General features: G+C 63.2%; 22 protein-coding genes. 11 read left to right on the plus strand and 11 right to left on the minus strand.

The genetic code is table 11. From position 1 onward, the window contains the following. Positions 1-3: 3 nt before the first annotated feature. The 3 genes from ACX3OW_RS16855 to ACX3OW_RS16865 are packed head-to-tail and all read right to left on the minus strand — an operon-like array spanning position 4 to position 2,688. Positions 4-912 carry an ABC transporter permease gene (locus tag ACX3OW_RS16855; protein WP_459096953.1) on the minus strand — a complete coding sequence of 303 codons (909 nt, stop codon included), beginning with the start codon at positions 910-912 and terminating at the stop codon, positions 4-6. Beyond that, on the minus strand, positions 909-1,829 hold the full coding sequence (locus ACX3OW_RS16860) for an ABC transporter permease (protein WP_459096954.1): 921 nt from the start codon (positions 1,827-1,829) through the stop codon (positions 909-911). Before ACX3OW_RS16860 ends, ACX3OW_RS16855 begins: the two co-directional genes overlap by 4 nt. Continuing rightward, the gene (locus ACX3OW_RS16865; protein WP_459096955.1) at positions 1,822-2,688 is read right to left on the minus strand and encodes a metallophosphoesterase family protein; all 867 of its coding nucleotides are present in this window, start codon (positions 2,686-2,688) and stop codon (positions 1,822-1,824) included. Before ACX3OW_RS16865 ends, ACX3OW_RS16860 begins: the two co-directional genes overlap by 8 nt. A gap of 158 nt (positions 2,689-2,846) precedes the next feature. On the opposite strand from ACX3OW_RS16865, the gene ACX3OW_RS16870 reads away from it, so the two are divergent. The 3 genes from ACX3OW_RS16870 to ACX3OW_RS16880 all read left to right on the plus strand — a co-directional run bounded on the left by ACX3OW_RS16870 (position 2,847) and on the right by ACX3OW_RS16880 (position 5,006). Next, a complete protein-coding gene (locus ACX3OW_RS16870; RefSeq protein WP_459097026.1) occupies positions 2,847-3,572 on the plus strand; it encodes an HAD-IIA family hydrolase in 726 nt (241 codons plus the stop codon). Between the two features lie 9 nt (positions 3,573-3,581). Further along, positions 3,582-4,448, plus strand: a complete 867-nt coding sequence (locus ACX3OW_RS16875) for a MurR/RpiR family transcriptional regulator (protein WP_459096956.1) — start codon at positions 3,582-3,584, stop codon at positions 4,446-4,448. Between the two features lie 72 nt (positions 4,449-4,520). Next, positions 4,521-5,006: a methyltransferase family protein gene (locus tag ACX3OW_RS16880; protein WP_459096957.1), complete on the plus strand. Its 486-nt coding sequence runs from the start codon at positions 4,521-4,523 to the stop codon at positions 5,004-5,006. A 19-nt stretch (positions 5,007-5,025) separates the two neighbouring features. Here ACX3OW_RS16880 and ACX3OW_RS16885 read toward each other — a convergent pair whose 3' ends face one another. Continuing rightward, positions 5,026-5,490 (minus strand): SgcJ/EcaC family oxidoreductase, encoded by a 465-nt coding sequence (locus tag ACX3OW_RS16885; RefSeq protein WP_459096958.1) that lies wholly within the window; start codon positions 5,488-5,490, stop codon positions 5,026-5,028. 150 nt (positions 5,491-5,640) lie between these two features. Here ACX3OW_RS16885 and ACX3OW_RS16890 point away from each other — a divergent pair, with 150 nt between their 5' ends. From ACX3OW_RS16890 to ACX3OW_RS16920, 7 genes are all read left to right on the plus strand, one after another. Beyond that, complete coding sequence (locus ACX3OW_RS16890) at positions 5,641-5,961, plus strand: hypothetical protein (RefSeq protein ID WP_459096959.1); 321 nt, start codon at positions 5,641-5,643, stop codon at positions 5,959-5,961. A 364-nt stretch (positions 5,962-6,325) separates the two neighbouring features. Beyond that, entirely contained in the window at positions 6,326-7,654 is a 1,329-nt protein-coding gene (ugpB, locus tag ACX3OW_RS16895; RefSeq protein WP_459096960.1) for a sn-glycerol-3-phosphate ABC transporter substrate-binding protein UgpB, read from the plus strand. Between the two features lie 101 nt (positions 7,655-7,755). Then, positions 7,756-8,640 (plus strand): sn-glycerol-3-phosphate ABC transporter permease UgpA, encoded by an 885-nt coding sequence (ugpA, locus tag ACX3OW_RS16900; protein ID WP_459096961.1) that lies wholly within the window; start codon positions 7,756-7,758, stop codon positions 8,638-8,640. Between the two features lie 14 nt (positions 8,641-8,654). Then, positions 8,655-9,503: a sn-glycerol-3-phosphate ABC transporter permease UgpE gene (gene ugpE / locus ACX3OW_RS16905; RefSeq protein ID WP_459096962.1), complete on the plus strand. Its 849-nt coding sequence runs from the start codon at positions 8,655-8,657 to the stop codon at positions 9,501-9,503. A gap of 5 nt (positions 9,504-9,508) precedes the next feature. Further along, positions 9,509-10,549 (plus strand): sn-glycerol-3-phosphate ABC transporter ATP-binding protein UgpC, encoded by a 1,041-nt coding sequence (gene ugpC / locus ACX3OW_RS16910; protein ID WP_459096963.1) that lies wholly within the window; start codon positions 9,509-9,511, stop codon positions 10,547-10,549. A 28-nt stretch (positions 10,550-10,577) separates the two neighbouring features. Next, positions 10,578-11,318 (plus strand): glycerophosphoryl diester phosphodiesterase, encoded by a 741-nt coding sequence (locus ACX3OW_RS16915; protein ID WP_459096964.1) that lies wholly within the window; start codon positions 10,578-10,580, stop codon positions 11,316-11,318. 1 nt (position 11,319) lies between these two features. Then, a complete protein-coding gene (locus ACX3OW_RS16920; protein WP_459096965.1) occupies positions 11,320-12,090 on the plus strand; it encodes a DeoR/GlpR family DNA-binding transcription regulator in 771 nt (256 codons plus the stop codon). 49 nt (positions 12,091-12,139) lie between these two features. On the opposite strand, the gene ACX3OW_RS16925 is transcribed toward ACX3OW_RS16920, so the two are convergent. From ACX3OW_RS16925 to putA, 4 genes are all read right to left on the minus strand, one after another. Further along, a complete protein-coding gene (locus ACX3OW_RS16925) occupies positions 12,140-12,643 on the minus strand; it encodes a YidB family protein (protein WP_459096966.1) in 504 nt (167 codons plus the stop codon). Positions 12,644-12,736: 93 nt separating this feature from the next. Then, a complete protein-coding gene (locus tag ACX3OW_RS16930; protein ID WP_459096967.1) occupies positions 12,737-13,264 on the minus strand; it encodes a GNAT family N-acetyltransferase in 528 nt (175 codons plus the stop codon). Then, positions 13,264-14,367 carry a M24 family metallopeptidase gene (locus tag ACX3OW_RS16935; protein ID WP_459096968.1) on the minus strand — a complete coding sequence of 368 codons (1,104 nt, stop codon included), beginning with the start codon at positions 14,365-14,367 and terminating at the stop codon, positions 13,264-13,266. Before ACX3OW_RS16935 ends, ACX3OW_RS16930 begins: the two co-directional genes overlap by 1 nt. A gap of 63 nt (positions 14,368-14,430) precedes the next feature. Next, positions 14,431-17,838 (minus strand): bifunctional proline dehydrogenase/L-glutamate gamma-semialdehyde dehydrogenase PutA, encoded by a 3,408-nt coding sequence (putA, locus tag ACX3OW_RS16940; protein WP_459096969.1) that lies wholly within the window; start codon positions 17,836-17,838, stop codon positions 14,431-14,433. A 116-nt stretch (positions 17,839-17,954) separates the two neighbouring features. Between putA and ACX3OW_RS16945 the strand changes: the two genes are divergently transcribed. Further along, positions 17,955-18,422 (plus strand): Lrp/AsnC family transcriptional regulator, encoded by a 468-nt coding sequence (locus ACX3OW_RS16945; RefSeq protein ID WP_459096970.1) that lies wholly within the window; start codon positions 17,955-17,957, stop codon positions 18,420-18,422. A 67-nt stretch (positions 18,423-18,489) separates the two neighbouring features. On the opposite strand, the gene ACX3OW_RS16950 is transcribed toward ACX3OW_RS16945, so the two are convergent. Genes ACX3OW_RS16950 through cysT form a run of 3 tightly spaced genes read right to left on the minus strand, consistent with a single transcriptional unit; the run spans position 18,490 to position 21,269 of the window. Then, positions 18,490-19,527 (minus strand): sulfate/molybdate ABC transporter ATP-binding protein, encoded by a 1,038-nt coding sequence (locus ACX3OW_RS16950; RefSeq protein WP_459096971.1) that lies wholly within the window; start codon positions 19,525-19,527, stop codon positions 18,490-18,492. A gap of 16 nt (positions 19,528-19,543) precedes the next feature. Beyond that, positions 19,544-20,422 carry a sulfate ABC transporter permease subunit CysW gene (cysW, locus tag ACX3OW_RS16955; RefSeq protein WP_459096972.1) on the minus strand — a complete coding sequence of 293 codons (879 nt, stop codon included), beginning with the start codon at positions 20,420-20,422 and terminating at the stop codon, positions 19,544-19,546. Then, entirely contained in the window at positions 20,406-21,269 is an 864-nt protein-coding gene (gene cysT / locus ACX3OW_RS16960) for a sulfate ABC transporter permease subunit CysT (protein WP_459096973.1), read from the minus strand. Before cysT ends, cysW begins: the two co-directional genes overlap by 17 nt. Between the last annotated feature and the right edge of the window lie 147 nt (positions 21,270-21,416).

The raw sequence follows: 21,416 nt of genomic DNA on the forward strand, positions 1-21,416 counted from the left end.
GGTTTATTTGAGGCGCACGTCGAGCGTGTCGCGCAGCCAGTCGCCGATCAGCAGCACCAGCAGGGAAACCAGCATGATCATCAGCGACGGCAGCAGGGCAATCCAGGGGCTCGAGGCCAGATAGTCGCGGCCAAGCCCGACCATCGAGCCCAGTGTAGCGGTCGGCGGCTGCACGCCGAGGCCGAGAAAGGACAGCGCGGATTCGGTGAGGATCAAGCCCGAGAAGGTCATGGTCCAGATGACCACCAAGGGCGAAGCGATATTGGGCAGTACGTGCCGCAGCAGGATGCGGGGCCGCGAAGCGCCGGCGGCAATGGCGGCCTCAATGAAGGGCATGCGCGAGATGGTCAGCACCTGAGCGCGGACGATACGGGCATAGCTTTCCCAACCCGCCAGCCCGATGACGCAGACCAGGACCGGGAGCGAGTTGCCCAGCAGGGCGATGGTGAACAGGGCGATCAGCGTGAACGGTACGGCGATCTGGACGTCGACCATGCCCATGATGAAGGCGCCGACACGACCCCGGCCATAGCCGGCGATGATGCCGAGCGTCGTGCCCAGCACCAGGCTGATCAGGCTGCCGATCAGCGCGATGCCCAGCGTCAGTTGCAGACCGTAAAGCAGGCGCGAGGTCAGATCGCGACCCAACTGGTCGGTACCGAGCAGATGCTTGGGCACCGCCCCGTCCATGCCCACCGGCGGCTTCAGCCGGGCGAGCAAGGCCTGGGAATTGGGATCGTGCGGGGCCAGCACCGGCGCCAGAATGGCGACCAGCACGATGCTAACGAAAGCCAGGAGGCACAGCTTGATGGGCAGCGAAGTCTTGCGCCAGATCACGGCCAGCCGGTTGCTGGAGGGGCGGCGGCTGGTGGCAGGACGGAACGAGGGAAGCGGCGAAGCGATATCTGTCATGATGCGACTTTCACGCGTGGGTCGATGGCTGCGTAGAGCAGATCGACGATGAGAGAGACGACCACCACCATGCCGGCGATCAGGATGACGCCGAATTGCAGCACGGGGTAATCGCGCCCGATGGTGGCGTAGACGATCAGGTCGCCGACGCCCTTGGTTGAAAAGATGGCTTCCACCAGCACACAGCGCGCCACCATATTGGCGACCTGCAAGCCGATGACGGTCACCACCGGCACCGCTGCGTTGCGCAGGGCGTGCTTGCCGATAACCTTGTATTCCGGCAGGCCCTTGGCGCGGGCCGTGCGCAGATAATCCTGCCCCAGCACGTCGAGCATGGCGTTGCGGGTGAAGCGGATGATTTCCGCCAGCATGGGCAAAGCGAGAACAATGGCCGGCATCAGGAAATGCAGCGGTGTCGCCGCGCCAGAACTGGGCAGCCAGTGCAGCTGGAACGAGAAGACCAGGATCATCAGGATCGCCAGCACGAAATTGGGCGTGGCATAGCCCATGAAGGCCAGCGTCATCACCGACGACCCGACTGGCCCCTTGCGGTCCAACGCAGCAACGATGCCCATCGGTACCCCGATCACCACAGCCAGAAACAGGCCATAGCCAAACAGGCGCAGCGTATTGGGCAGGCGCTCGGCATAAATGGCGATCACCGGTCGACGTTCAGCCAGGCTCACCCCAAAGTCGCCGGTCACCAGGCCCTGAAGGTAGGTCCAGAACTGGACCCAGGCCGACTGGTCCAGCCCATAACGCGCGGCCAGCGCCGCCTGGATCGCCGGGTCAGATCCGGGTGGCAGCATCATCTCGACGGCATTGCCGGTGAGCCTAGTGGCGCAGAATACCGCCACGATGACCACGGCGATGGTGATGAAGCCGCCGACAGCCCGACGGGCAAGGAACTCAAGCATCTTCGCTGACCGCAGCGGCGGCCTCGGCCTGACGGAACGGAGCGTGCGGCGCCAACCAGGGCCGCGCACCGGAAGCCCGGAAGGGCACGCGGGCGTAGAATGGGTCCTGGCCATGCACCGTCAGGCTCAACTGGCCATCGGCGATCTCGAGCAGCGACCAGGCGGCGGCCGGCTCCGGCATGGTGGTAAAGCGCTCGCTCAGCGACTGCACGGTGATGTGCTGGATGCCGCGAACCGGCGTGATGGTGTTCCAATGGACATGCCCGGAAAGCCAGGCCGCGGCCCGGCCAGTCGCTTCCACGGCGGCGCGCACCGCGTCGTGGTCGGGATAGGTAGAGTAGCCCGGATTGCGTTCGAAATAGTAATTGCCGATCTGCGAATGCCCGGACAGCGGCACATGGGTGGCGATGATCGCCGGGCGCTCATCCTGCTCCAGCGCCGCCACCAGCCAATCGAGGTGAGCCGCACCGGTGGGCTGAAAGCCTGGCGGCACGAGGCGCACATCGGGTTGCCAGGCGATCAGGCGAAAATCGCCAAGATCAATGACCCGGCTCGCCATTGAGCAACCGAAGATGGCCTCGTTGTCGGCAATGCTCAGATTGGCAACGTCGTGGTTGCCCAGCAGATGGACGCGCGGTCCGGCGAACCGGGCCAGCCGAGCCACCACTTCGGTCATCGCGGCGGCATCGGCCTCGGGGCCGGTGTCGGAGATATGGTCGCCCAGATCGAGCACCAGATCAGCGCCCTGCCCTTCCGCCCAGGTCACGAAGTCATCGACCACCGCCAGGGCGTCCCAGCCCTCTTTCTTGGTATGCGACAGCGGGCCGTGATGGATGTCGGTGATGATTGCGATCTTCATGTCTGCCTCGCTGCTCGGCGGAGAATTGCCGTTTGGTGAGGCCAGCGATAACGGGCTTATGTGACAGTAAAATGAAACATGCTCATTTAATGATGTTTGACAAATTGAGGAAAACTCAACACCCTAAAGCGATCGACAAGGAGGCTGATTTGCAGCTTATGACGCGCGCCGCCGGCTATCTGGTGGACCTCGATGGAACCCTGATCAGCGGCAATCTGGTGCTGCCGGATGCGCGCTGGCTGCTGGCGCAGGCCGCCGACCGCTACATGCTGGTCTCCAACAATAGCGAGCACACGCCCGAACTGCTGTGCCGGCATTTGCGCCGCATGGGCCTGCCGGTGCAGCCCGATCGTATCGTGCTGGCCGGGACTTCGGCCATTGACCTGATTGCCCGCAACCAGCCGGGCGCAAGCCTGCTGCTGCTCGGTAGCCAGGCCTTGCGGAACTACGCCAAGCGGCAGGGACTGGATGTGGACGGCACAACCTATGATGTGGTGCTGGTGGCGCGCGACCGGCGCTTCAGCTATGCCCGACTGGCCCGCGCTGCCGAAGCCTTGGCCGGCGGCGCCACGCTCTATGTAGCGTGCCCCGATCGCAGTCACCCCGGCAGCCATGGCCAGCCAGTCCCCGAGGCTGGCGCTTTGGCCGCTGCCGTCATGGCCGCAGCCGGCGTGACCCGCCATATCTGTGTCGGCAAACCCGAACCGCTGCTGTTCGAGGCGGCGTGCCGGCGCCTCGGTATTGCGCCACGCGAGGCCATCATGATCGGCGATAATGCTGACACTGATGGCGAGGGTGCGCGGCGGCTGGGCATGGCGTTTGTGCAGGTGCGCAACGGCGATATCCGCTCCGGCTTCGACGTTCCGTTGAGAATAGCTGTCTAGGATCTGACCATGAGCCGAAACTCCGAACCATCGCTCAGCGGCGTGCTGGATCGCCTGGCGGCGCTGAAGTCCGGCCTGCCCCCCGCTGCAAGGCGCATCGCCGATTTCATCGAGGCCAACGCGCAGGATGTGGTGCATATGTCCGTCACTGAAGTGGCTGAGGGCGCCAATGTCAGCGAGGGCAGCGTGATTGGGCTGTGCCAACAATTGGGCGCCCGCGGCTTCCAGGAGGTCAAGCTGTCGCTGGCGCGCGATCTGGTCCAGCCCATCCAGTTCATCCATGAAGACCTGGCGCGGGGTGACTCGGCTGCGACCGTGATCGACAAAATTTTCCAGTCTGACATGCAGGCGCTCGACGACACCCGCAAAGCGCTCGACGCAGTTGCGCTTGAACGCGCCGTGCAGGCCATCCGTCAGGCAAAACGCGTGGAAGTTTTCGGCATCGGCAGCGCCGCCCCGATCGCCGAAGACGCCAATTATCGCCTGCTGCGCATCGGCATCAATTCACGGGCCGCCGTCGACAGTCACGTCCAGGCTATCACCGCGTCTCTCGCCGGCCCCGATGTTGCCGTGCTGACCATTTCCCACTCCGGCAGCACGGTCGAAACCCTCACCGCAACCCGGCTCGCCAAAGAGGCCGGCGCCACGACCATCGCCATCACCAATTTCGGCAAATCGCCGCTGCTGGCCCATAGCGATATCGTGCTGAACACCCTCGCCCGCGAAACCCAGTTCCGCACCGAGGCTATGACCAGCCGCATTGCCCAGTTGGCGATCATCGACACGCTGATCGCTTGCCTCGCCCTCACCGACTACGACCGCTCCGTCGCCACCATCAACAGCACCTTCGAAGTGCTCGCCAGCAAGCGGGTGTAGCGCTGCTATGATCGGCTATTGCATGGGTGTATGCTGATAGATGCGCAATGAACCCGATTGGGAGCACAGCAAATGTCAGTCACGCGCAACGACGACCATCCAGACGTCATCATGCTACCGCCGTTCATTCTGCTGATCGCGCTGGCCATCGCCATCGGCATGGAATTCACCGGCACGTTGCAGTTCCTGCCGCCAATGTCGGGGGCGAGTTGGGCGCTTTATCTGGGGGTGGTGCTCCTCGTTGTCGCACTCGCGCTTGGCGTATCGGCCATCCGAACTTTTACCAAGGTGGGCACCAATCCCTCCCCGCACCAACCCAGCCTCAAGCTGGCGACATCAGGGCCTTATCGCTTCACCCGCAACCCGATGTATCTTGGCTTCGCCATGATCCTTGCCGGGTTGAGCCTGACCTTTTCGCTCGATTGGGGAATAATCCTGGTGCCGGTATTGCTGGTGCTGCTGCATTATGGCGTCGTCACTCGCGAAGAAACCTATCTGACGGCCAAGTTTGGTCAGCCCTATCGCGACTTCATGAGCCGGACCCGCCGGTGGATCTAGTGAGCGCCGAGCTGGATGATCAGCTGCGATAGCTGACGGAGCGGAACGTTCCGTCGGGTTCCACCAGATTGGTTTCCATGTGGGGCACGATATCGGTGTTCTGCGCGGAAGCGCAGCTCCAGCCGTCGTCGCGCCGATGGACGACAAACGACAAAATGGTGTGGCGCACAGCAGGCCGGGCACCCTCCGGCGTGGCGGTCTGGCCCTCGAGGCGGACCCTTGCATGCACCACCGCGATAGCGTCGGTCAGCGACTTCACCTTCAATTCCACCAGCCGCAGCGTCGACGCATCGAAAATATGCTCGAAGCCATAGGCATGTGCCTTCCGGATCGCCGCGCGATCATGCCACCACAGTCCGGTGACGTTGACGAATTCAGCGTCGTCGTCGAACAGCGATGCCAACTTATCCGCGTCTCGCTGCCCCCAGGCCTCGACGAAAACGCGCGCGATGCTTTCCTGTTCGTTGAGTGGGCTGTAGTTCAAGCTGGCCTCTTCTCGTGATCGTCAATCACTGGGAACTTAGCGGCTTCGGCGGTCGAGATCGCGGTTAAATCGCGCTCCGGGTCGCTTAATGCGAATCGGGGGCCTGGAAGAAACACCTTGTTAACTTCGTCCGGTGACACTTCGTCCATCATGAGCAAGCCCTATATTCTGAACATATATGAACGCGCGGCCCTACTGGCGCTGTCGAAACACAAGCAAATACCGGCGCATAGCGACGCCAATCCTGGCTTTGGCCGGGCCCATCTCGACGCGTTGCTCGGGCTTGGCCTGGCCGCTGTCGTGCCGTCCCAGACCGATCCGAAGCGCAATGACTTTCGGATTTCGGACGATGGCTGGCGCTGCATGTTCGGTCTCTCCAAAGCGCAGATCGACGGCGACGCAGACCGCGCGCCAGCGCCTTTCCGGGTGTGGCAATGGCCACTGCCGGCCGCCTTCAAAAAAGCAGCTTAGATAGCGCTGCCGGCCCGGCGGGGTTACCACCGGGCCGGCAGTTCTTCCCAGCAATCGGCCGACGTCCTGCTCGATCCAACGGATCGCGGGACGCCGTTGGCACGCGCGTGGGGCGTTCTTCCTGACATCGCCGGCATCCGTCGCGGCCTATGGCGGCGATTGCACGCCCGCGTCTGCTGTATGACCGCCCAGCAATCGGCCCGTCACACGACCTTCATATGAACACCCTAAGGGTCTCGTCGCGGCGAATAACGCCGCTCCAACGTTCACTTGAACATCTCCCTTTGCCAAATGAACATCGCGTTGCTACGACTTGGCACGCGAGGACGGAGATCCTTTGCTTAATAACAGGAGGAACCACCCCATGAAGAAACTAGCGCTGCTGATGACGGCCGGCGTGATCGCCGCTCTTGCTTCCGCACCCCACGCCACCGCGCAGACCGAAATTTCCTGGTGGCACGCACTGGATGCCGAACTGGGCAAGAAGCTGGAATCGATCGCTCAAGGCTTCAACGCCAGCCAGCCAGACTACAAGATCGTGACCACCTATAAGGGCACCTATCCCGAAACCCTGACCGCCGCGATCGCAGCGTTCCGCGCCAATGAGCAGCCCGCCATCGTGCAGGTTTTTGAAGTCGGCACCGGCACCATGATGGCAGCCAAGGGCGCCGTGAAGCCGGTTTACGAACTGATGACCGAAAACGGTCAGCCATGGGATCCGACCGCATTTCTCGCCCCCGTCGTGGGCTATTATTCGGACACAGACGGCAACATCCTGTCGCTGCCGTTCAACTCGTCCACCCCGATCATGTACTACAACAAGACCGCCTTCGAAAAAGCCGGCCTTGACCCCAATGTCGCGCCCAAGACCTGGGCCGAAGTCGAAACTTTCATGAACCAGATCGTCGATTCCGGCGCCGCCAATTGCGGGTTGAGCAGTGCCTGGATCTCCTGGATCCAACTGGAAAACCTGTCGGCCATCCACGACCAGCCCTATGGCACGCTGGAGAATGGCTTCGGCGGCCTGGCCACCGAATTCACTTTCAACGGCCCGGTCCAGGTCAAGCATTGGGAAAACCTCAAGAAGTGGTCGGACGAAGGTCTCTACCAGTATGGTGGCCCGGTCGGCGGTCCTGATGCCGCACCGAAATTCTACTCGGGCGAATGCGCCATCTACATGAACTCGTCGGGCTCGCGCGCTGGCGTGATCGCCAACTCGAAGGACTTCGAAGTCGGCTTTGCGCCCCTGCCCTATTATGACGACGTGACCACCGATCCGAAGAATTCGATCATCGGCGGCGCCACCCTGTGGGTGCTCAACGGCAAGGATGCCGAGGTCTATAAGGGCGTTGCTGAGTTCTTCACCTATCTCAGCCAGCCTGAAGTTCAGGCCGATTGGCACCAGTTCACTGGCTACCTGCCGATCACCAACGCTGCCTATGATCTGGGCGTTGAGCAGGGCTATTACGAAGCCAACCCGGGTTCGGACGTGGCGATCAAGCAGATCACCCGTGGCACCCCGACCGCCAACTCCAAGGGCGTCCGCTTTGGCAATCTGAGCCAGGCTCGTACCGTGGTTGATGAGGAATTCGAAGCGCTGCTCGCTGGTAACAAGACGGCCCAGGAAGCTCTGGACTCAGCCGTTTCCCGTGGCAACGAGATCTTGCGCGAATTCGAAACGACCAATCAGTAACGAACTTTAGTCGGGGCCGGATAAATCCGGCCCCGTTTTCCATGCGCTAAGCTGGCGGATGGCCCATTGCGGCTTTCCGTCAGTAGCCCGTGCGAGGACCCATGCAGACCAAACGCACCGTATTTCCCAACAAGCTGCTGCCCTATGCGCTGTTGGCGCCGCAATTGACGGTCACGCTGATCTTTTTCATCTGGCCCGCATTGCAGGCCGTTAAGTCCTCGTTCGAGCGCGAAGACCCTTTCGGTTTCAAGACCACCTTCATCTGGTTGGAAAACTACCGGAAGATTTTCGCCGATCCGAACTATCTCGGCTCGCTCGGCCGCACCGCCCTGTTTGCCCTGTCGGTGACCATTCTGGCGATGGCGGTCTCCCTGCTGATGGCCGTCGCGGTCAATCGGCTGCTGCGCTCGGGCAAAATCTACACCACCCTGTTGGTCTGGCCCTATGCGGTTGCGCCGGTGGTGGTGGGCATTCTGTGGTGGTTCATCTTCAACCCGTCCATTGGCATCGCGCCCTATATCCTGCGCGGCATGGGCATTGCCTGGAACCATCGTATCGAGGGCAACCAGGCGATGATCCTCATCATCATCGCTGCGGCCTGGAAGCAGATTTCCTACAATTTCCTGTTCTTCGTGGCCGGGCTGCAATCGGTGCCGCAATCACTCAATGAGGCCGCTGCCATTGATGGCGCTGGCCCGTTCAAGCGGTTCTGGACCATCGTCTTCCCGCTGATCTCGCCCACGACGTTCTTCCTGCTGATCATCAACATCAACTACGCCATGTTCGACACGTTCGGCATCGTCGACGCGACCACCATGGGCGGTCCGGCCCAGGCGACCAATATCCTGGTCTACAAGGTCTATACCGACGGCGTGCTGAATTTGAACATCGGCTCGTCGGCGGCCCAATCGGTGATTTTGATGATGATCGTCATCGCGCTCACCGTCGTGCAGTTCCGCTTCGTCGAACGCCGCGTACAGTATTAAGGGGCTGACACAACATGGTTGAAAACAGACCCTTCCTGGATTTCCTCACCCACCTGGTGCTGATCATCGGTGTGGTTATCGTGGTGTTTCCGGTTTATCTGGCGTTCATCGCCTCTACCCATGGTCCGGGTGAATTCGTCAGCGGCGTCGTGCCGCTGCTGCCTGGACCGCATATGGTCGAAAACTACAGCACCATCTGGAATGAAGGCCTCACCAGTTCCGGCGCGCCGCCGATCTGGGTGATGATGATGAACTCGCTGATCATGGCGGTGACCATCGCCGTGGGCAAGATCGCCATCTCGCTGCTGTCGGCCTATGCCATCGTCTATTTCAAGTTCCCGTTCCGCCTGCTGGCGTTCTGGGTCATCTTCATCACGCTGATGTTGCCGGTCGAAGTGCGCATCATCCCCACCTTCAAGGTGGTGGCGGATCTTGGGATGCTCAATTCCTATCTGGGCCTGACCCTGCCGCTGATTGCCTCGGCCACGGCGACCTTCCTGTTCCGCCAGTTTTTCCTGACCATTCCGGAAGAGCTGATGGAGGCCGCGCGGGTGGATGGTGCCGGACCGATCAAGTTCTTCCGCGATATCCTGCTGCCACTGAGCCGCACCAATATCGCGGCGCTGTTCGTCATCCTCTTCATCTTCGGGTGGGTGCAGTATATGTGGCCGCTGCTGGTGACCACCGACAGCCGCTATTACACCATCGTCATGGGCATCAAGCGCCTGGCCGCCAGTGCCGACTCCGAGCCGCTTTGGCATCTGGTGATGTCGGCCGTCATCCTGGCCATGCTGCCCCCCGTACTCGTCGTCATCTCGATGCAGCGCCTGTTCGTCAAAGGCCTTGTGGAAACGGAGAAATAATAACAATGGCAAGCATCGACATCAAAGGCGTCAAGAAGGTCTATGCCGGCGCCGTCACCGCGATCCACGGCGTCGACCTGACCATCCCCGATGGGGAATTGGTCGTGCTGGTGGGGCCGTCGGGCTGCGGCAAGTCCACCCTGCTGCGGATGATCGCCGGCCTCGAAACCATCACCGAAGGCACGATTTCCATCGATGGTGCGGTGGTCAACAACAAGGAGCCGGCCGAGCGCGACATTGCGATGGTGTTCCAGAATTATGCGCTCTATCCGCATATGACGGTGCGCGGCAATCTGGAATATGGGCTCAAGAACCGCGGCACCCCGCGCGACGAAATCGACCGCCGCGTCAACGAAGCCGCGCGGATTCTGGAAATCGACGCCTTTCTCGACCGCCGTCCGCGGCAATTGTCGGGTGGGCAGCGCCAGCGTGTCGCCATGGGCCGCGCCATCGTCCGCCAGCCCAAGGCCTTCCTGTTCGACGAGCCGCTGAGCAATCTCGATGCCAAGCTGCGCGGGCAGATGCGCATCGAAATCAAGCGCCTACAGCGGAGCCTCGCCACCACCAGCGTTTACGTGACCCACGACCAACTCGAAGCCATGACCCTGGCCGACCGGCTGGTGGTGATGAATGGCGGCAGCATAGAGCAGGTGGGCGTGCCGCTGGCCCTCTATGAGCGGCCGGAGACGCTGTTCGTCGCCGGCTTTATCGGCTCGCCGCCGATGAATTTGATCGATATCGACTATCTGCGCGACAAGGGTGAACTCAATCTGCCCGCTGGCACGGATCTGGTGGGCATCCGCCCCGACACCATCCATATGGCCCCACCCGAAGAGCCGCATATCACACTGCATGCCACGGTGGAGCTCTACGAACCAATCGGCGGCGAGACCCATCTGCATATGCGGCTGGACGGCAGTGGCCAGGTGATCGTCGCCGCCGTGCCGGCGCGTACGGCAACGCGCGAAGGCGCTTTGGCGTCGCTCTATGTCAACTCGACGGACCTGCATCCGTTCAATCGTGAAACCGGGCGCCGCACCGACTGAAACGGGCGCGCCATCAGGGAATAAGACAATGACCGAACGCCGCCCTCGCAGCACCGAGGAAGTTCAAGCTCATCGCGGCGCCTCTGCCGTGGCCCCGGAAAACACCATCGCCGCCTTTCGCGCGGCGCGCGACCAGGGGGCTACCTGGGTCGAACTCGACGTGGCCCTGCTCGCCGATGGCACGCCAGTGGTGATCCATGACGTCACGCTCGACCGCACCACGAGTGGCAAGGGTTCGCTGGGCGACATCGTTGCCGCCGATCTGGCGGGGCTCGATGCCGGCCTCTGGTTTGGCCCGGAATTCCGGGGCGAAAAGCTGTCGCCCCTGCCCGAAGTGCTGGATGCATTGGCCGAGCTGGGCATCAACGTCAATGTGGAGATCAAGCAGCACGAGCATCACAAATCGCTCGAGCAGCTGACGCGCACGGTGCATGACTGCCTGCGCAATCGCCCGCCCAGCGTGCGGGTGATGATCTCGAGCTTTGATGCCGAATGCCTCAAGGCGATGCACCAGCTCGACCCGTCTTACGAGCTGGCCATGCTGTGGAGCGAGTTGCCCGCCGACTGGCTGGATGTCGTCGCGGCCATTCCGGCCACCGCCATCCACCTGCACTACCGGGCGCTCAGCTTCAACGTGCTCGACCGGGCGCGGGAGCGCGGCATCGTCGTCCGCACCTGGACCTGCAACGATCCGGCACAAATGGCTCCCTTCTGGGATGCCGGGCTGGGCGGCGTCATTTCCGACAATCCCCGCCTGTTCCTGGAATAAGATGTCGGCCCCCAAGCTCTCCCACCGGCAGAACGATATCCTGGCGCGCATCGGCGCGCGGGGGGCGCAGCAGATCGACCTGTTGGCGCAGGAATACGGCCTGACCACGCAGAGCATTCGCCGCGATATCAATGTGCTCTGCGCGCTGGGGCTGGCGCGGCGGCTGCATGGCGGGGTCGATTTGCCGGTGATGCCGCAAAATACCCCGATCAATGCCCGCGCCGGCCTGCATAGCGACGCCAAGCGCCGGATTGCCGCCCGCATCGCTGCAGACATCCCCAATGGCTCGACGGTGTTTCTGGGCATCGGCACCACCGTGCGCTTCACCGCTGAGGCGCTGCGCCTGCATGTCGGGCTGACGGTGGTGACCAATAATATCGAGGTGGCGCTGATCCTGGGTGAGATGGCTGGCATCGAGCTGCATCTGGCCGGCGGCGTGTGGCGCGCCAATGACCGCGACGTGGTCGGCCCCGAAACCATCCGCTACTTTGAAAAATTCCACGCCACCCATGCCGTGGTCGGCGCCGGCGGGCTGCACCCCACCAGCGGGGCGCTCGATTTCAGCTATGAAGACGCCCAGATCACCACAGCCATCCTGCAGAATTCGCGCACGCGCTATCTGGCCGCCGATGCCAGCAAATGGATGCGCACCGCCGCCGTCCGCGTGGCCTCGCTATCGGAATTCAGCTATTTCGTGACCGACGCGATGCCGCCCCAGGCGGCCACCGAACAGAGCCTGCTCAAGAGCGGCGTCACCGTCGTGCTGTGCTAGCAAAGCGCTTCCCGCAGACTGAGTCCGCAGGAAGCATTGTCACGGGGCGCTAGATCAGCTTCGAGGCTTCCTCGGTGCTGGGGATACGGCTATCCGGGGTGAATTTGTCGACGGCATCGGGCAGGTTTTGCGACAGGCGCGAGAGCAGCTCGTCGCGGGTTAGGCCAGTCTGCTTTTGCAAATCATCCAGCGTCTCGGGGCCGATAGCCTGCGCCAGCTGATCGGTCTCGAGGCGGCGGGCCGGACCGTCCTTGACCCAGGAATCGGCGACATCGCCCTGCCCGTTGGCGCGGAAGGTTTCGAGCAGGCTGCCGAGGCCGGCATTGATCACATTGCCAAGCGAATTGGGATTGCTGCTATCGCCGCTGAACAGATCGCCCAGCGCGCCGCCCAGATTGTTGGCATTGCCGCCCGGCTGGCCACTGCCCATGGCGGGCTGGGCCGAACCATCACCGACGCCGGTGTGACCGGCCTGCTGGCGCTGGAGGAACTCACCGATCTTGTCGCGGTTCTGATAGCCGGCAACCGCCAGCAGACCGAGAAGCGCAGTCATTGAGGGCATTCCACGAGCCATAGTCGTTCTCCTTAGATGATGGAGAACAGAACTAGGCTGGGGAGTGAAAGTTCCCCGCCGCCGCAGCTGTGATCAGTCGGCGCGCGAAGCGAGGCGCTCGAGCAGGACCGTCGCATCACCCTTATAATTGGTGCGAGCATATTCGACATAGCCGAGCGCCGCAGCGAGACGGAGCGAGGCGGCATTGTCCGGGTCGATCATGCAGACCGAGCGGGGCACCGACGGGTCGGCCCAGGCCAGCAGCGCCGTCAGCGCTTCGCGCGCGAGGCCCCTGCCGTGATAGTGCGGCAGCATGGCCCAGCCGGCCTCCGGCGTGTCGCCAAAGGGCGGATCGATCTCGCGCTGGAAATTGGCGAGGCCGAATTCGCCGACGACCTCCCCTGTCTGCCGGTCGGTGGCCAGGAAATATCCGTAACCCAGCAGTTGCCAATGGCCAGCATAGGCAAGGATGCGCCGCCATACTTCCTCGGGCGTATTGGGCCGCCCGCCGATGAAGCGGGTGACCTCGGGATCGGCCCAAAGCCGGCTGCAGCCGGAAAGATCATCGGCGGTGTGACCCCGCAGGATGAGCCGCTCGGTCTGCAGCGTCGGCGCAACCATCAGACGCCGCCGACCACGGCGTCGCGCGGCATGTCGGAGAGGATTTCGGCAACCCCATTGCGGATGATGACGATCTCTTCGAGGCGCAGGCCGAACTGGCCCTGCAGGTAAATGCCGGGCTCGATGGAGAAGCACATGCCCTCTTCCAGCACCGTCTCGGAAGTGGCGGTGATGTAGGGCGTTTCGTGGATATCGATGCCCAGGCCATGGCCGGTGCGATGGAGGAAATTGGGACCGTAACCGGCGGCGGTGATGACGTCGCGGGCGGCCTTGTCGATATCGCTGGCCTTGGCGCCGGGCTTGGACGCTGTGATGGCGGCGGCGACGGCGCGATCAAGGATGGAATGGATCTGGCCAAAACCCTCTGGGGCCGCGCCGAGATAGCCGACGCGGGTCATGTCGGACGGATAGCCATGGATGCGGGCGCCAGTATCGATCAGCACCGCATCGCCGGCCTTGAGCGGGGTATCGCCGGTGTGGTGATGCGGGAAGGCGCCATTGGGGCCGAAGCAGACCGAACAAAACTCGGTGGTGGCGCCATTAGCCTTGTAGAACTCGCGGATGGCGGTGGCCACTTCGCGCTCGGTGATGCCGGGGCGCAAGGCGGCAAAGCCGGCAGCCATGGCGGCGTCATTGAGCACGGCGCTCTTTTTGAGCGCATCATATTCGGCGTCGTCCTTGCGCGAGCGCAGATAACCCACCGTGTCGTCGGTGAAGCGGCGATGCGCGCCGGGAAGTGCATCGAGCACCAGCAGGGCAAAATCAGCGCGCATGGTTTCGTCGAGCACGATGGAGGGGCTGATGCGCGGCACGCCAGTGGCATCGAGCAACTGGACCAGCGCGGCATGGGGGCCATCGGCATCGGTCCAGGGGAAGAAGGGCAGATCGGTGTTCTGGCGGGCGCTGTCGACATTGAGCGCCGGCATCAGGAAGCCGGCAAAGCTCTGGCTGACCATCAGCAACACCGGGCGCTCGTCGCCATGCGGCGACAGATCGGCCAGATAAAGCATGTGGCTGGAGGGGCCGATGACCACCAGATCGGTTTTGGTGGCGGCCATGCGGGCGCGGAGCGCTGCCATGCGGGTGGTGAGGACGGGATTCATGGGAGACTCCGGGACAATAGGGGTGGCAGTGTTTCAGCCGTTGGCGAGCAGGCCGTCAAGGGACTATCCCGCCTGAGCCAGCAGGCTGGCATTGCCGCCGGCGGCCGTGGTGTCGATGCAGACATGGCGTTCGAGCAGTAGCCGAGGGGCTTCGTCCACCGACGTCAGCAGCGGCAGGATGGCGCCATCGCGGGCGCTGAGGGCGATGCGGATGGCGCGTAGCGTGCTGTCAGCGGCGAAATAGGCCACCGCTTCGAAGCTGGTGGAATGGCTGAGCGTGTCGAGGTCGAGCTCGGCGAGGATGGCTGTATTGCCGAGCGTCGCGGCCATGATCGCCTGGGCCTGCTGATCGGCCGGGGTGGGGCCAAGGCAGAGGACGCGGCCGCGCGGGGCGGTGTGGAGGATGTTGCTCTCGCCGGTGGGACCTGGGAGCGGCAACGCAGCGGTCTCGGCGGGGCGTAGGGCCTGAGTGAAGCGCGGCAGATAATGCGGGCCGCCTGCCTTGGGGCCTGTGCCGGAGAGGCCTTCGCCGCCAAAGGGCTGCGAGCCCACCACCGCACCGATCTGGTTGCGATTGACGTAGATATTGCCGGCGCGGACGCTGCTGGAGAGGGCGCGCACGCGGGAGGAAATGCGGGTATGGAGGCCAAAGGTGAGGCCATAGCCCGCGGCATTGATGGCGGCGATCACCGCATCAAGCTCGCCAGATTTGAAAGTAGCGACGTGGAGAACGGGGCCGAAGATTTCTTCCTTGAGGGCTTCGATGCCACTGACGCGCAGCACGGTCGGGGCGACGAAATGGCCGGTTTCCGGCGTCTTCAAGCGATGAATCAGATTCCCCGAACGCGCGTAACTATCGATATGTGCTTGGATTTTTGTCCGTGCGGCTTCGTCGATGACCGGGCCGATATCGGTGGCCAGCGCCCAGGGGTTGCCCAGCGTCAGTTCGTCCATTGCCCCCTTCAGCATCTCAAGCGTGCGCTCGGCGGCGTCCTCCTGCACATAGAGGATGCGTAGGGCCGAGCAGCGCTGGCCGGCGGACTGGAAGGCGGAGGCGAGGATGTCGCGCACCGCCTGTTCCGGCAGCGCGGTCGAATCCACCACCATGGCGTTGAGGCCGCCGGTTTCGGCGATCAGCGGCGCCATGGGGGCGAGATTGGCGGCCATGGCGCGGTCGATGCGGCGGGCGGTCGGCAGCGAGCCGGTGAAGACGACGCCGGCAATGGCGGGATTGGACGAGAGGGCAGCGCCGACTTCACCGCCACCCGGCAGCAGCTGGATGGCGTCGGCGGGGATACCGGCCTGGTGCATCAGCTGCACGGCGCGGAAGGCGATCAGCGGGGTCTGCGGAGCGGGCTTGGCTAGCACCGGATTGCCGGCCACCAGTGCAGCCGCAATCTGGCCGGTGAAAATAGCCAGCGGGAAATTCCACGGCGAAATGGCGGCAAACGGACCACGCGGCGCGGCGAGCGGCTGGGCCTCGGCTTGCTCGGCGTAATAGCGCAGAAAATCAACGGCTTCGCGCAATTCGGCAACGGCGTCGGCCCAAGACTTACCAGCTTCGCGGGCGAGCAGCGCGAAGAATTCGGCAGCGTTAGCCTCGTAGAGGTCGGCGGTGGCACGGAGGAGATTGGCGCGAGTGGCGGCTGGGGTTTGGGCCCAGGTGGAGGTGGTAGCGGCCGCGATGGCGGAGGTGAGGTCCTGGGTTGAGGCGCTGACCACGGAGCCAAGGATATCAGAGGAGTTGGCGGGGTTGGTCAGTTCTGTGGCAGGCCCCCTCACCCGACCCTGCGGGTCGACCTCTCCCCCGGAGGGAGAGGTAAAGAGGGGCGTGGCGTGCCACTGCGTGGCCTGGAAGGCGTTGCGCGCAGCGTCCATGGAAGGGAAGGCGATGGGGTCGGTGAGGTCGAGGCCGGCGGAGTTTACGCGGGGGGCGAAGATGGCCAGAGGCGCGGGGATGGCGGAGCTGGGGATCGAGGCCAGGGCCTCAATTTTGCTGATCGGGTCTTCGGCGACCACGCTGGCGGGAATATCCGCGTCGGCGATTTGATAGACAAATGAACCGTTTGCGCCGTTTTCGAGCAGGCGCCGGACGAGATAGGCCAGCAGGTCCTTGTGGGCGCCGACCGGGGCGTAGATGCGGGTGCGGGTGCCGTGATTGCTGCGCAGCACCTCATGCAGGCGCTCGCCCATGCCGTGCAGGCGCTGGAACTCGAAGCTGTCGTTGAAGCGCCCGGCTTCTGCGGCGAGATGCAGCACGGCGGCGGCGGTGTGGGCGTTGTGGGTGGCGAATTGGGGGTAGATGGAACTGGCGGCGAACAGCTTTTTTGCGGCGGCGATGTAGCTGATATCGGTCGAGGCCTTGCGGGTGAACACCGGGTAGCCGTCGAGGCCAAGCACCTGCGCGCGCTTGATCTCGGCGTCCCAATAGGCGCCCTTGACCAGCCGGACCATGATGCGGCGACCCAGCGATTTGGCGGTGGCGTCGAGCCAGTCGATCAGCGGCAGCACGCGTTTGCCATAGGCCTGGACGACAACGCCGAAGCCGTCCCAGCCGGCGAGTTCGGGCGTGGCGAGGACTGCGGCGATGATGTCGAGCGAGAGATCGAGGCGGTCGGCTTCTTCGGCGTCGATGTTGAAACCCATATTGGCAGCCTTGGCGGCCAAAGCGAGTTTGCGAGTCAACTCAACCAGTTCGACCATGACGCGGTGGCGTTGCGCGAACTCGTAGCGGGGGTGCAGCGCCGAGAGTTTGACGGAAATGCCGGGATTGTCGCGGACGGAAGCAGCGGTGCAATGCGGGGCCAGGCTGGCGATGGCGGCGGCATAGGCGTCGAAATAGCGGGCGGCGTCGGCGCTGGTGCGGGCGGCTTCGCCGAGCATGTCGTAGGAGTAGGAATAGCCCAGCGCCTCGGGCTTTTTGGCGTTGACGATGGCTTCGTCGATGTTGCGACCGAAGACGAATTGGCTGCCGAGCAGGCGCATGGCCTGGGCGACGGCGGTGCGGATCACAGGCTCGCCCAGCCGGGCGATGGCGCGGTGCAAAGCGTTTTTCGGGCCGACTTCCGGGTCGCCGAGCACGTCGGCGGTGAGGCTCAGGGCCCAGGAGGAGAAGTTGACTAACTGATTGGTGGAGCTACCGAAATGGCTGGCCCAATCGGAGCCGCCGACCTTGTCGTGGATCAGCGCGTCGACGGTTTCGGCATCGGGGACACGGAGCAGCGCTTCGGCCAGCGACATCAGTGCGACGCCTTCGTCGGTGGCCAGGCCATATTCGGCGAGGAAGCTCTCCATCAGGCCGAGGCGATTGCCCTTGCGGACGGTGGTGACCAGCGTTTCCGCCTGCGCCGAAATCGTCGCGCGGTCGGCGGACGAGAGTCCGGTGGCGGCGACAAGTGCTTGAACCAGATGGGTTTCGTCGGCGAGGTTATGGGCGCGGAGGGACTGGCGGGCGGTGATGATGGCGGACACTGGAAGCTCCTGAGACCAGATGAGAGTGCCAGAGACGCGGCAGGCGTTTCGCCTGATTGTGTGGAAGTTCGTGGCGGGAGGCGTTATCTTGCGGGCATTGCGCAGGAGCTTCGCCCATGAAAACCGTCAGCTACGAGACATTGGACCAGATCGACCGCAATATTTTGCGGGAGCTGGCCGCCGACGGACGGATCAGCGTGGCGGAGCTGAGCCGGCGAGTGAATTTGAGCAAAACCCCTTGTCAATCAAGGATTTCGCGGCTGGAGAAGGCTGGGTATATTCTGGGTTATCGGGCGGTTCTGGACCCAAAACGGCTCGGATTGCCGCATGTGGCGTTTGTCGAGGTGAAGCTGAGCGATACGCGCAAGGCGGCGCTGGCGGCGTTCAATCAGGCGGTGCGGGCCATCCCCGAAGTGGAGCAAGCCCATATGATTGCTTCGAGTTTTGACTATCTGCTCAAGGTGCGGACCAAGGATATTGCCGACTATCGCGAGGTGTTGGGCGAGCGGATTTCCGCCCTGCCCCATGTCGCCCATACCAGCACCCATGTGTCGATGGAGGCGGTGAAAGGCGACGAAGAATAGCCAGCATGCCGCCAGAAAGGGGCAGTTTTCTTGCAGCATGCTGACAGTTTTCTTGCGGTTTTCTGCCTCAACCCGCCGGAAACAGGGTCCAGCGGCGGGGGCGGAAGGCGATGCGGGTTTTTTCGCCCGCCGGATGATCGAAAGGCAGGTCGATTTCGACCTTGTAGCCCTCGCCGCCGATTTCCAATTCGACGCGTCTGGTGCCGCCAACGCGACGGGCCGTGCTGACCACGCCGGCCAGCGAGGCGTCGGCCTCGATCAGGTCAATATCATGCGGGCGGAAGAACAGCCGGGCTTCGCCCTCGGGGGTGTCGCCGGCGGGAATACCGATGGCGCGACCGCCGACCCATAGCTCGTTGTTTTCGACCGTAACGGGCAGTTCGCTGGATTCACCGATAAAGCCGAAAACGAAGGGCGAGGTCGGGTGGTCGTAAACCGTATCGGGGGAGCCGACCTGTTCGATGCGGCCCTGGCTCATGACGCAGAGGCGGTCGGAGAGTTCGAGGGCTTCTTCCTGATCATGGGTGACGAAGACGGTGGTGTGGCCGGTGCGGTCATGGATTTCGCGCAGCCATTTGCGCAGCTCGCGACGGACCTGGGCGTCGAGCGCGCCGAAAGGTTCGTCGAGCAACAGCACCGCCGGCTCGATGGCGAGAGCCCGCGCCAGGGCGACGCGCTGGCGCTGACCGCCGGAGAGCTGATTGGGATAGCGCTTTTCAAGGCCGGAGAGCTGGACCAGATCGAGCAGCTCCATGGCGCGGCGACGGATTTCGCCGGATGGGGGGCGGCTGGAGCGCGGCCGGACCTTTAGGCCAAAGGCGATGTTGTCGAGAATGGTCATGTGGCGGAACAGGGCATAGTGCTGGAACACGAAGCCGATATTGCGCTCCTGCACGGTCTTTTCCGAAGCGTCGGTATCGCCGAAGAAAATCTTGCCGGCGGTGGGCATTTCGAGGCCAGCGATGAGACGCAGCAAGGTGGTCTTGCCCGAGCCGGAGGGGCCGAGCAGCGCGATCAGTTCGCCCGAATGAATATCGAGCGACACATCATGCAGCGCCGGGAACCGGTCGAATTCCTTGCGCACATTTTGAACGCGAACTTCCATAGACTCTTGATCCTATTCAGTGATTGGCGCTGGCGGCGATTTCTTCGCCGAAACGCCATTCCAGCGCCGACTTCAACACCAGCGTGACCAGCGCCAACATGGCCAGCAGGGAGGCCAGGGCGAAGGCCGCCGTGGCGTTATATTCATTGTAAAGCATTTCCACCTGCAGCGGCATGGTGGTGGTCTGACCGCGGATCTTTCCTGAAACCACGGCGACGGCGCCGAACTCGCCCATGGCGCGGGCATTGCACAGCAACACCCCATAGAGCAGGCCCCATTTGATATTGGGCAGGGTGACGCGCCAGAAGGTTTGCCAGCCATTGGCGCCCAATGACAGGGCGGCTTCCTCGTCGCCAGTGCCCTGATCCTGCATCAGCGGGATCAACTCGCGGGCGACGAAGGGGAAGGTGACGAAAATGGTGGCGAGGACAATGCCCGGCAGGGCGAAGAGGATTTCAATGCCGTAGGATTTGAGGAAGGGGCCGAGAAAGCTCCCTGCCCCGAACAGCAGCACATAGACCAGGCCGGAAATCACCGGCGAGACCGAGAATGGCAGGTCGATCAGGGTGATGAGGAAGGCCTTGCCCTTGAACTCGAATTTGGCGATGGCCCAGGAGGCGGCGATCCCGAACACGACATTGAGCGGCACGGCGATGGCGGCGACCAGCAGGGTCAGGCGGATGGCGGCCTGGGCGTCCTTTTCACCCAATGCGGCCAAGAACCCGCCAATGCCCTTGAGAAACGCCTCGTGGAACACGGCGTAGAGCGGCAGCAGCAGCATCACCCCCATAAAGGCAAAGGCGATGGCGATCAGCAGCCACTGCACAGCGCGGCTTTCGCTGGTGGGGGAAACGCGGCGCTTGGTCCGGGCGCGCAGTTTAGTTGCCATAACCATACCTCCGCCGGCTCCAGGCCTGAATGAGATTGATGGCGAACAGCATCAGGAAAGAGATGATCAGCATGACCGAGGCGATGGCGGCGGCGCCGGCATAATTGGTTTCTTCGAGGCGGATGACGATCAGCAGCGGCGCGATTTCCGAGACGAAGGGAATGTTGCCGGCGATGAAGATGACCGAACCGTATTCGCCGACGGCGCGGGCGAAAGCCAGGGCGAAGCCGGTGAGAATGGCGGGCATCAGGCTGGGCAGGATGACCCGGGAAATGGTCTGGAAGCGGTTGGCGCCCAGGGTGGCGCTGGCCTCTTCGACCTCGTGACTGACCTCTTCCAGGATGGGCTGGATGGTGCGGACGACAAAGGGCAGGCCAATGAAAATCATGGCGATGACGATGCCAAGGGGGGTGTAGGCGATGCGCCAGCCGAGCGGGGCGAATAGCGAACCGATAGCGCCATTGGGCGCATAGATCGCGGTCAGCGCGATGCCGGCGACGGCAGTGGGCAGGGCAAAGGGCAGATCGACAATGGCATCGAAAATGCGCCGGCCGGGAAAGCGGTAACGCACCAGCACCCAGGCGATCAGTGTGCCAAACACCACATTGATAGCAGCGGCGATGAGCGCATTGACGAAGCTGACGCGGAGCGCACCAAGCACGCGCGCATCGGTGGCGGCTTTCCAGAAGCCTTCGGGGCCGAGGCCGGCCGAGCGGATCGCCAGGGCGACCAGCGGAATGAGGATGATCAGCGAAAAATAGCTCAGCGTGAAACCGAGCGTCAGCCCGAAGCCGGGAATGACGCTGGGCTGGCGGAAAAATCCGCCACGACGTGGGCTCCCAACGCTGCTCAAGCGACGGCCCGGAAGGCGGCAGTCTTGGCGGTATAGTTCATCTCGACCTCCCTACCCGGTTCGCGCTGACCCTAGTGGATTGGTCGCGTTTCTCAAGGCGAGCGGTGGCGTTTGGATGCGGGGTTTAGAGAAAAATATTCTGTTTGG

Source organism: Devosia sp. A449 (assembly GCF_054489375.1).

Coding starts and splice junctions, on each gene's coding strand:
- ACX3OW_RS16855 (WP_459096953.1), bottom strand. CDS start 912: ATGACAGATATCGCTTCGCCGCTTCCCTCGTTCCGTCCTGCCACCAGC.
- ACX3OW_RS16860 (WP_459096954.1), bottom strand. CDS start 1,829: ATGCTTGAGTTCCTTGCCCGTCGGGCTGTCGGCGGCTTCATCACCATC.
- ACX3OW_RS16865 (WP_459096955.1), bottom strand. CDS start 2,688: ATGAAGATCGCAATCATCACCGACATCCATCACGGCCCGCTGTCGCAT.
- ACX3OW_RS16870 (WP_459097026.1), top strand. CDS start 2,847: ATGACGCGCGCCGCCGGCTATCTGGTGGACCTCGATGGAACCCTGATC.
- ACX3OW_RS16875 (WP_459096956.1), top strand. CDS start 3,582: ATGAGCCGAAACTCCGAACCATCGCTCAGCGGCGTGCTGGATCGCCTG.
- ACX3OW_RS16880 (WP_459096957.1), top strand. CDS start 4,521: ATGTCAGTCACGCGCAACGACGACCATCCAGACGTCATCATGCTACCG.
- ACX3OW_RS16890 (WP_459096959.1), top strand. CDS start 5,641: ATGAGCAAGCCCTATATTCTGAACATATATGAACGCGCGGCCCTACTG.
- ugpB (WP_459096960.1), top strand. CDS start 6,326: ATGAAGAAACTAGCGCTGCTGATGACGGCCGGCGTGATCGCCGCTCTT.
- ugpA (WP_459096961.1), top strand. CDS start 7,756: ATGCAGACCAAACGCACCGTATTTCCCAACAAGCTGCTGCCCTATGCG.
- ugpE (WP_459096962.1), top strand. CDS start 8,655: ATGGTTGAAAACAGACCCTTCCTGGATTTCCTCACCCACCTGGTGCTG.
- ugpC (WP_459096963.1), top strand. CDS start 9,509: ATGGCAAGCATCGACATCAAAGGCGTCAAGAAGGTCTATGCCGGCGCC.
- ACX3OW_RS16915 (WP_459096964.1), top strand. CDS start 10,578: ATGACCGAACGCCGCCCTCGCAGCACCGAGGAAGTTCAAGCTCATCGC.
- ACX3OW_RS16920 (WP_459096965.1), top strand. CDS start 11,320: ATGTCGGCCCCCAAGCTCTCCCACCGGCAGAACGATATCCTGGCGCGC.
- ACX3OW_RS16925 (WP_459096966.1), bottom strand. CDS start 12,643: ATGACTGCGCTTCTCGGTCTGCTGGCGGTTGCCGGCTATCAGAACCGC.
- ACX3OW_RS16930 (WP_459096967.1), bottom strand. CDS start 13,264: ATGGTTGCGCCGACGCTGCAGACCGAGCGGCTCATCCTGCGGGGTCAC.
- ACX3OW_RS16935 (WP_459096968.1), bottom strand. CDS start 14,367: ATGAATCCCGTCCTCACCACCCGCATGGCAGCGCTCCGCGCCCGCATG.
- ACX3OW_RS16945 (WP_459096970.1), top strand. CDS start 17,955: ATGAAAACCGTCAGCTACGAGACATTGGACCAGATCGACCGCAATATT.
- ACX3OW_RS16950 (WP_459096971.1), bottom strand. CDS start 19,527: ATGGAAGTTCGCGTTCAAAATGTGCGCAAGGAATTCGACCGGTTCCCG.
- cysW (WP_459096972.1), bottom strand. CDS start 20,422: ATGGTTATGGCAACTAAACTGCGCGCCCGGACCAAGCGCCGCGTTTCC.